Below are 9,296 nucleotides of genomic sequence, written 5' to 3' on the forward strand. Positions count from 1 at the left end.
GCGGCAACGGGGCCGAGCATCTGGAAGTCGCTGTTGCGGTCGGCGCGGCGCAGCAATAGACCGGGCGGGTTGCAGTGACAGGCGGCTGGGGAAAAACGTGACCTATTGTGTGGGGCTTTTGCTGAAGGCGGGGATGGTGCTGCTGTCGGACACGCGCACCAATGCCGGGCTCGACAATATCTCGACCTATCGCAAGATGTTCCTTTTCGAGGAGCCGGGCGAGCGCGTGATCGCGATCATGACCGCCGGCAGCCTTTCGGTTACGCAAACCACGATGGCACGGCTGCAGGAGGCTGTCGAAGACCCTGACGCCGACGAGAAAAGCTCGATCATGCGAGCGCATACGATGCTGCAGGTGGCTGATATCGTCGGGCGCGCCCTGCTGTCGGTGGGCGCCGAGGTGCATGAGAAGATGGCCACCATGAAACAGTCGGCCAGCGCCACGATGATCGTGGCGGGGCAGCGGCGCGGCGGCGCGATGCGGATGTTCCTGATCTATCCCGAGGGAAATTTCATCGAGGCCACCGAGGACACGCCCTATCTGCAGATCGGCGAGCACAAATACGGCAAGCCCATCCTTGACCGGGTCGTCACCCCCGAGACCGGCCTGAATGACGCGCAGAAGGCGGTGTTGCTGTCGATGGATTCGACCCTGCGCTCGAATCTCTCGGTCGGGATGCCGCTTGATCTGGTGGTGATCGAACGCGATGCCTGCCGCGTCGGCCTGAGCCGCAGGATCGAGGCTGGCGATCCCCGGTTCGCCGCCATGTCCGAGGACTGGTCGGCCACCTTGCGCGAGGGCTTCGCCCGCGTGCGGATCTGACATCCAAGCAGGGCCAGAGGCCGTGAGCCGTGCCGAAGGGCGCGAAATGGATGGCGGTATGCAACGGTATGCTCTGGACCTTCCCGAAGCGGAGGCGTAGGCAGGGGGCGAGGCCGGGCGAGGGCGGGGTCGCCAGCCCGCGCCGCGATTTCACGACCGGACCGGGGATTTCAAGCATGGCTGATTATATGTTTTCTTACCAGATATTGCGGCAGGGAAAACGGCATGCCTGAAACCGAGCGCACCGGGCCTGCCAACCGTTCGATCAGCCCCTTGGAGATGCTGCGCTGCTGGGGCTATATCGGCGCGACCGGCTTTGGCGGAGTGCTGCCGATGGCCTATCACGAGCTGATCGAGCGGCGCAAATGGCTGACTGTCACCGAGTTCACCGAGATCCTGGCGATGTGCCAGGTGCTGCCCGGCCCGAACGTCGTGAACTTCGCGGTGGTGTTCGGAATGCGCGGTGCCGGGCTGCGCGGTGCGGCGGCCAGCCTGGTGGGGCTGATGGCCTTTCCCATCTGCATCGTGCTGAGCCTGGCGACGCTTTATGCGGGGTTCAGCGATGTCGAGGCGGTGCGCAACGCCTTCCGCGCGGTGGCTGCGGCGGCAGCGGGGCTGATCAGCGCGGTGACGGCCAAGCTGCTCTGGCCGGTGATCACCCAGGCGCGCGCCATGACGGTGGTGGTGCTGGCGGTGGCGGCCATTGCGGTGCTGTCGCTGCCGCTGGTGCTGGTGATCTTCACGCTGGGGCCGCTCAGCGTGTTTCTGGCCTATCTGGCGGGGCGGCGGCGGCATGACTGAGGATTTCCTGCAGCTTCTGGGCTATCTGGCGGGCTATTCGCTGATGGCGATCGGCGGGGTCAACGTGATCCTGGCCGAGTTGCACCGCCTTGTCGTCGCCACCCAGGGCTGGATGACGGCCGCCGATTTTGCGACGCTTTTCGCGTTGGCGCAGGCCTCGCCGGGGCCAAACACGCTGTTCGTTTCGCTCATCGGCTGGCACATGGCGGGTATTCCCGGCGGGGTGATTGCCACGGTGGTGTTTACCCTGCCGCCGGTGATCGTGGCGACGCTTGCCGCGCGGCTGTGGAACGCCTGGGGCGAAAGGCGCTGGTTCCGCACGCTGCAAATGGGGCTGGCACCGCTGACCATCGGGCTGATGGTGGCCAGCGCCTGGCTTCTGATCAATACCGCCGCAGTAAGCTGGGTAAGCTATGCGATCACGTTTGCCGCCGCCACGGCCGCCCTGGCCACGCGTGCCCCGCCGGTGCTGATCCTGGCTGTGGCCGCGGTTATCGGCGTGCTCGGGCTGGTGTGAGGGTGAGGGGCGTGGTTTGATCCGCCACGGTCGTTGCGCTAAACGTTTTCAGTATGTGCGGGAGGGAAGTTGCATTCCTTAGGAGAAAGGCGCGCGCGGCGAATGACCGGCGGCGATGATAACCTGCCCTGGCCCGTCATGGTTGTGTCGCTGAGTGATGCCCGACCCGCTGCGCGAGAGGAAAGCGCCGCGCGCCGGGTGATCGCTCAACTCCCGCTGATTGGCGCAAACAGCAACCGGGCTCCAGCCGCAGTTGGAGAAAAGTTCAGCGGCAGAGAACTTCCCGGCGCATCTTGCCGGATTGGTTAACATTGTGGCAACATTGGTCACGCTGGTTTGACAGGCTCCGCGCGTCAGCTTAGGTAAGCGGCCGTCATGTCGAGGTAAGGTCGGGCTGAATGCAGACACAGACGAATGCCAAGAGCCACGGCGCGCTGGTTCAACTGCGGGCCTGGCTTGCGCAGAATGATCCTGAGCAGGAGAACCGTCTGCCCCCCGAACGGATCCTGTGCGAGAAGCTGGGCGTCACGCGCGGGGATCTGCGCAAGGCCCTGTCGGTACTGGAGAAGGAAGGGGCCATCTGGCGCCATGTCGGCAAGGGCACGTTTGTCGGCACCAAGCCGCTTGACGACATGCTCAGCCTTCCCAGCATTCAGCACAGGACCAGCCCGAACGAGGTCATGCGCACCCGTATCCTCATCGAGCCCTTGCTGGCCCGCGAAGCGGCGCTTCACGCAACGCAGGAAGATGTTGCGGCGATGACCATGCACATGAACCTGGGCAGGGACGCCGACACCTGGCGGCAGTATGAAGTTCAGGACAATGCGCTGCACCGGGTCATCGCGCTGGCATCCGCCAACAAGCTTCTGCTTGCCATTTTCGATGGTCTCAATGCTGTCCGCCGGGCCGTGGTCTGGGGGCGGCTGCGCCAGATTCCCGACCGTCCCCCCGCCGACCATCATTCCTTCGCCGAGCATGAAGCCATCGTCACGGCAATCAGCGAGCGCGACCTGGACGGCGCGGAGATTGCCATGCAGAAGCACCTGCGAACCGTCGCGCAGCGGCTTCTTGAGAAGTAGAAACCTCCGCCGCCTCCTACCCCTGTGACAGACTGAGCCGATGCTCCCGCCGCGCGCCGCGGCGGCCTTTCGGCTGAATGGCTGCAGCTTGACATCGCGCCAACTTATTGATTGGTTGCATCCAATAGGCCAAAATGTGGCGAATTGGTTAAAAATGAGGGGGGCGGCCATGCAAATACGGATAGCGAAGCCGGCGGATTTCTGGTCGGGGATCCTCTTTGCCGGGGTTGGCATTGCCGCTTACGTCCTCGCCATGGATTACGAACCCGGCACCGCCCGCCGGATGGGTCCGGGCTTCTTGCCCATTGCGCTCAGTGTGATCCTGCTGGTCCTGGGTGCGATCATAGTGCTGAAAAGCCTCGCCCTCATGACAGGCCCGGAAGAGGCGCCCCGGACCGCGGCGGTGTCGGATGCCGCAGATCGCCGCTTCGAAATCTGGTCGACGGTGCGTGCCGCCACGGCTGTCACGGTGTCGCTCGTGTTCTTCGGTGCGGCACTGCCCAGCCTCGGGCTGGTGCTGTCGATCACCGGGCTGGTGATCATCTCGTCCTTCGCCGACCCGCGCCTGACCTGGGTCACAACGCTGATCATCGCTGCTTTCATGTCGGCCTTGAGCGTCGCCGTGTTCCGCTACGGCATTGGCCTCTCGCTTCAGGTCTGGCCCTGATCATGGAACTTCTGGCAAACCTCGCCCACGGCTTTGGTGTCGCGCTGTCGCCGTCCACGCTGCTCTACTGCCTGATCGGCGTCACCTTCGGCACCTTCATCGGTGTGCTGCCCGGCATCGGGCCACTGGCCACGATTGGCCTTCTCCTGCCGATCACGTTCCACCTTCCTCCCATCGAGGGGATCGTGATGCTCGCCGGCATCTATTACGGCGCGATGTATGGTGGATCGACCACCGCCATCCTGCTGAACCTGCCGGGAACGGCAGCATCCCTCATGGCGGCGCTCGACGGTCACCCCATGGCAAAACAGGGCCGCGCCGGGCCTGCGCTGGTCATGACGACGTTGGTCTCTTTCTTCTCGGCCTGCGTGGCGATCCTTCTCATCGCCGCTTTTGCGCCGCCACTCGCCCGCTTTGCCCTCAATTTCGGATCGCCGGAATATTTCTCGCTCATGGTGATGGGGCTGATCGCGGCGTCAGTCCTTGTCAGCGGGTCGATCATCAAGGGGCTGGCCATGATGGTGTTCGGCCTGCTGATGGGCATGGTCGGGCTAGACCTGACCACCGGCGCGCCCCGATACACTTTTGGCGTGGCAAGCCTGTACGAGGGCCTCAGTTTCGTGATCGTCATCATCGGCCTGTTCGGGCTGGCCGAGGTCATCAACAACCTCGCGTTGGGAGAGCGGCGGCAAAGCTTCACCGGCCGGGTTCCCTGGCGCGATCTCATCCCGACGCGGAAGGATCTCAAGGATGCCCGCTTCTCGACGCTGCGCGGCACGCTGCTGGGCGCGGCCCTCGGCATCCTGCCCGGCGCGGGGCCGGCAATCAGCACCTTCGCCGCCTACGCGCTGGAAAAGCGCGTGGCCAAGGATCCCAGCCGTTTCGGCAAGGGGGCCATGGAAGGGCTCACAGCGCCCGAGGCCGCCAACAACGCCGCCGCGCAAACCTCGTTCATTCCGACGTTGTCGCTGGGGATTCCGGGCGATGCGACAATGGCGATCATGCTTGGCGCAATGCTGATCCACGGCCTCGTGCCGGGGCCGCAGATCGTCACCGAGAACCCGGATTTCTTCTGGGGGCTGATCGCGAGTTTCTGGATCGGCAACCTTTTCCTGTTGATTCTCAACCTGCCGCTGGTGGGGATCTGGGTAAAGATGCTGTCGATGCCCTATTCGTGGATGTTCCCGGCTATCCTCAGCTTCATCGGCATTGGCATGTACAGCCTGCACCTCGATTCCTTCGACGTCTATCTGACGGTCGGATTCGGGCTGCTGGGCTTTCTGCTTCTCAAGTTGCGCTGCGAGGCGGCCCCGCTTTTGCTGGGGTTGGTTCTGGCGCCGCTGCTCGAGGACAACCTGCGCCGCTCCCTGCTGCTGTCACGGGGCGATCCGATGATCTTCATAGAGCGGCCCATCAGCCTGTTCTTCGTGATGCTCGGGGCGGGGTTCCTGCTGCTTGTTGCGGTGCCGTCGGTCCTGCGGTGGTTCCGCAGCCGCCGTGGTCCCGCACCAGACGGGGCAGGCAAGTGACGCCTGACCCGGAAATTGTCGCGGCGGTGACGACCGGCCGCCGCCATAGGGGCCGGCTCTCGGCCTGGCATCCATCGCTCGGTCGAAAGTGGAGGAGAAGAGACATGCACACGCGTAGACGCATTCTCACAGCGCTGCCGATCGCTGCCGTTACCCTGAGTGCGGGGATGGCAGTGGCCGACTATCCGGAACGCGAAATCATGCTGAACGTGCCCTTCGGCGCGGGCGGCTCGACCGACATTGTCGGGCGCACGGTGGCCGAGCCGTTGTCGCAACGTCTCGGGGTGCCGATCGTCGTGGAGAACCGCGGCGGCGGAGGAGGCACCGTCGGCACCACGGTCGCGGCGAATGCGGACCCGGATGGCTACCATCTGTCGGTGGCCACCACCAGCACGCATATCATCGGCCACCTCGTGCACGAGCCCGAATATCACCCGGTCGATGATTTCGAGCATATCAGCCTGATCGCCGAGACGCCGTACGTCTTGGTCGTTCGGGCCGATTCAATGTTCGAATCAATGCAGGACATCATCGACTACGGGCTGGAAAACCCGGGCGAGATGAACCACGCATCTGCGGGCGTGGGCTCGACGACCCATCTGGCGGTCGAGATGTTCAAGGACGCCACCGGCGTCGAAGCCGAGCACATCCCCTACTCAGGGAACGGCCCGGCAATGACTGCGGTGATGGGCGGCGAAGTCGAATTCACCTTTGTCAGCTTCCCTGCAGGTTTCTCGGCAATCCAGAGCGGTGAGGTCGTCGCGCTGGCGGTCGGCACGCGCAACCGGATGCCGCAGATACCGGATGTGCCGACGGTCGAGGAGGAAGGCATCGAGGGCTATGAAGCGGCCCTTTGGCTGAGCTATGTGGCCCCTGCCGGTACGCCGGCCGAGATCGTGGAAAAGCTGCACGCTGAACTGAGCGACATGATCGAGAACGACGATGATGTGCGCGAGGCGCTGCGCCGCGCGGGCGCCGAGCCGCTGAGCAGCGAGTCGCCCGAAGCGTTCACGGCCTTTATCGAGAGCCAGTTGGAAAGCTATGCCCCCGTGGTGGAAGCCGCGATGGGCGGGGATTCGAACTGAGCCTTGCAAACACCGGCCGCGCCGTGATGGCGCGGCCGGCCTGACGCCGCGGGATCGGCCGCAACACGGGCGCGACGTCAGTTGACCATTTGGTTTGCGGCACAAAAGGAGTGAGACGTGGATACCCCTCTGATATTCGAGCGCCCCGAGCAGACCGTGATGCCAATACAGGGGGAGACAGCCTTCTTCCCCATCCGCCGGGTCTATTGCGTGGGGCGCAACTACGCGGCCCATGCCCGCGAAATGGGGCACGATCCCGATCGCGAGCCGCCGTTCTTTTTCACCAAGCCCGCCGATGCGGTCGTTTCCGGTACCGGCGATGTTCCGTATCCTCCCGCAACGCAGGACCTGCACCACGAGATCGAGTTGATCGTCGCACTGAAAGCCGATGGTGTCGACGTGCCGGTCGAGGAGGCGTCGAAGCTCATCTTCGGCTATGGTGTGGGTGTCGATCTGACCCGCCGCGACATGCAGAGCGAAGCCAAGAAGATGGGCCGGCCGTGGGACATGTCGAAGGGATTCGACGCATCGGCCCCCTGTTCACCGCTGGTCCCGGTCGAAAACGCCGGCGACATGTCACAAGGTGAGATCGGGCTGTCGGTCAACGGCGATCTGCGCCAGAAAGGTGATCTCGCGCAGATGATCTGGAAGACCGAAGAGGTTATCGCTTACCTGTCGCGCCTGATGCGGCTGCGGGCGGGGGATATCATCATGACCGGGACACCCGAGGGTGTCGGTGCCATCGCAAAGGGCGATCATGTAAAGGGGTGGGTGACAGGCCTGCCGGGTGTCGACTTCCGCCTGCGGTGATTTTCGGGACCAGGTGTTCAGCTCAGGCGTCGAAGGATACGCCGAGTTCAAATTTCGCCCAAGGGTTTGAGGCGCAAACCCTTGGGCCAAACCAGGCAGGAAATCCACGGCTTCCTCGGGCAAGCCCGTGACGATCCAGCCACTGCCAGCGCGCGCCCCTCGGACGAGCGCATGCCCTCTGGTCGGAGCCGGACGAGTCCAATTCAACGCAACACGTCCTGGCATCAAGCACTTGCGGTGGTAGGCCCGGAGGGACTCGAACCCCCAACCAAAGCGTTATGAGCGCTCTGCTCTAACCAATTGAGCTACAGGCCCGCCGGCGCGAAGGGGTATCACATCCGCCGAAGGGGTCAAGGCAATCCGCAGCCTGTGGCCCGCCGCTGCGGGTGGCGCGGGAGTGCGATTTCCGCTAGTCATGCGAGGGGCACCGCCGCACCGGTCGGGGAGGGATGCGTATGCGCGAGATGACCTGTTTCAAGGCCTATGACATTCGCGGTCGGCTGGGCGAAAATCTCGACGAGGATATCGCCGAGCATGTGGGCCGCGCTTTTGCGCAGCTGCTGGATGCGCGGCGGGTGGTGATCGGCCGCGATTGCCGGCTGTCATCTGAGGTGCTGCTCGACGCCACGGCGCGGGGGCTGATGCGCGAGGGGGTCGAGGTGCTCGATCTGGGGCTTTGCGGCACCGAGGAGGTGTATTTCGCCACCTCGCATTTCGGCGCCGACGGGGGGATCGAGATCACCGCCTCGCACAACCCGCCGGAATACAACGGCATGAAGATGGTGCGCGCAGGCTCGGCCCCGCTGAGCCAGGAGGACCTGGCGGCCTTGCAGCGCCTGGCCGAGGCGTCCGATTTCGGCCCCGATGCCGGCGGCGGGACGCGCCTTGAAGCCGAGGGCGCGCGCGCGGCTTACGTGGCGCGGGTGGTGGGCATGGTCGATGTGGCGGCTCTGCGCCCGATGAAGATCGTCGTCAACGCGGGCAACGGCACCGCCGGGCCGACCTTCGACGCCATTGCCGAGGCACTGGCCGCGCAGGGCGCGCCGCTGGAGTTCATCCGCCTGCATCATGAGCCTGACGGGCATTTCCCCAATGGTGTGCCCAATCCGCTCTTGCCGGAAAACCGTGCCCCCACGGCCGAGGCGGTGCGCGCGGCGGGGGCCGATTTCGGGGTGGCCTGGGATGGCGATTTCGACCGCTGCTTCCTGTTCGATGACCAGGGCGAATTCGTGCCCGGCGAATACGTCGTGGGGCTGCTGGCCACGGTCTTCCTGGCGCGCGAGCCGGGGGCGTGCATCGTGCATGATCCGCGCGTGGTGTGGAACACGCTCGATGCGGTGGCCGAGGGCGGCGGCGTGCCCGTGCAGACGCGCACCGGGCATGCCTTCCTGAAACAGGCTATGCGCGATTGCGGCGCGATTTATGGCGGCGAGATTTCCGCGCATCACTATTTTCGCGATTTCGTATGCTGCGACAGCGGCATGATTCCCTGGCTGATGGTGGCCGGGTTGCTGTCTGACAGCGGGCAGCGGCTGTCGCATCTGGTGGCCAGCCGCCGGGCGCGGTTCCCCTCCTCGGGCGAGATCAATTTCACGCTTGCCGATCCGGCGGCGGCGCTGGCGCGGGTGTCCGAGGCATTGGCGCCCGAGGCGCTGGAATGCGATGAAACCGACGGGCTGAGCCTGTCCTTCCCCGATTGGCGCTTCAACCTGCGGCCGTCGAATACCGAGCCGCTGGTGCGGCTGAACGTGGAGGCACGCGATGATGCCTCCTGGGTAGACGCCGGGGTTGCGCGGGTGCGCGGGCTGCTGCAGGCGGATTGAGCGGGGCAGGGGCATTTAGCGTGTTGCGTTGAATTATTCTCGTCTTCTTTCGATCAGAGGGCATGCGCTCGCCCGAGGGGGGCGCGGATGCGCCCGCCTGAGGGGCGGGCGGGCGCATGCCCGGGCCGCAAGCGTCCCGGGCGGCGTGAAACCGATCAAGCG

General features: G+C 64.8%; 9 protein-coding genes and 1 tRNA gene. 9 read left to right on the top strand and 1 reads right to left on the bottom strand.

Annotation, left to right across the window (positions count from 1 at the left end; all coding sequences use genetic code 11):
* Positions 1–97 precede the first annotated feature (97 nt).
* The 8 genes from DQ229_RS13875 to DQ229_RS13910 all read left to right on the top strand — a co-directional run bounded on the left by DQ229_RS13875 (position 98) and on the right by DQ229_RS13910 (position 7,311).
* A complete protein-coding gene (locus tag DQ229_RS13875; RefSeq protein WP_114966864.1) occupies positions 98–823 on the top strand; it encodes a proteasome-type protease in 726 nt (241 codons plus the stop codon).
* Positions 824–1,048: 225 nt separating this feature from the next.
* Positions 1,049–1,624 carry a chromate transporter gene (locus DQ229_RS13880; RefSeq protein WP_114966865.1) on the top strand — a complete coding sequence of 192 codons (576 nt, stop codon included), beginning with the start codon at positions 1,049–1,051 and terminating at the stop codon, positions 1,622–1,624.
* Entirely contained in the window at positions 1,617–2,141 is a 525-nt protein-coding gene (locus tag DQ229_RS13885; protein ID WP_114966866.1) for a chromate transporter, read from the top strand. The genes DQ229_RS13880 and DQ229_RS13885 overlap by 8 nt, the downstream gene beginning before the upstream one ends.
* A gap of 398 nt (positions 2,142–2,539) precedes the next feature.
* Positions 2,540–3,220, top strand: a complete 681-nt coding sequence (locus DQ229_RS13890; protein WP_114966867.1) for a FadR/GntR family transcriptional regulator — start codon at positions 2,540–2,542, stop codon at positions 3,218–3,220.
* Between the two features lie 169 nt (positions 3,221–3,389).
* Positions 3,390–3,887, top strand: coding sequence for a tripartite tricarboxylate transporter TctB family protein (locus DQ229_RS13895; RefSeq protein ID WP_162300885.1), 498 nt, complete (start codon positions 3,390–3,392; stop codon positions 3,885–3,887).
* Between the two features lie 2 nt (positions 3,888–3,889).
* Positions 3,890–5,416 (top strand): tripartite tricarboxylate transporter permease, encoded by a 1,527-nt coding sequence (locus DQ229_RS13900; protein ID WP_114966869.1) that lies wholly within the window; start codon positions 3,890–3,892, stop codon positions 5,414–5,416.
* Positions 5,417–5,520: 104 nt separating this feature from the next.
* Positions 5,521–6,501, top strand: a complete 981-nt coding sequence (locus tag DQ229_RS13905) for a Bug family tripartite tricarboxylate transporter substrate binding protein (protein ID WP_114966870.1) — start codon at positions 5,521–5,523, stop codon at positions 6,499–6,501.
* Positions 6,502–6,618: 117 nt separating this feature from the next.
* Positions 6,619–7,311: a fumarylacetoacetate hydrolase family protein gene (locus DQ229_RS13910; RefSeq protein WP_338014180.1), complete on the top strand. Its 693-nt coding sequence runs from the start codon at positions 6,619–6,621 to the stop codon at positions 7,309–7,311.
* Positions 7,312–7,549: 238 nt separating this feature from the next.
* Here DQ229_RS13910 and DQ229_RS13915 read toward each other — a convergent pair.
* Positions 7,550–7,626 (bottom strand) — tRNA-Ile (locus tag DQ229_RS13915).
* A gap of 140 nt (positions 7,627–7,766) precedes the next feature.
* Between DQ229_RS13915 and DQ229_RS13920 the strand changes: the two genes are divergently transcribed.
* Positions 7,767–9,134: a phosphohexomutase domain-containing protein gene (locus DQ229_RS13920; RefSeq protein WP_114966872.1), complete on the top strand. Its 1,368-nt coding sequence runs from the start codon at positions 7,767–7,769 to the stop codon at positions 9,132–9,134.
* Positions 9,135–9,296 lie beyond the last annotated feature (162 nt).

Origin of the sequence: Alkalilacustris brevis, assembly GCF_003350345.1 — a bacterium.
GTDB lineage: Bacteria > Pseudomonadota > Alphaproteobacteria > Rhodobacterales > Rhodobacteraceae > Alkalilacustris > Alkalilacustris brevis.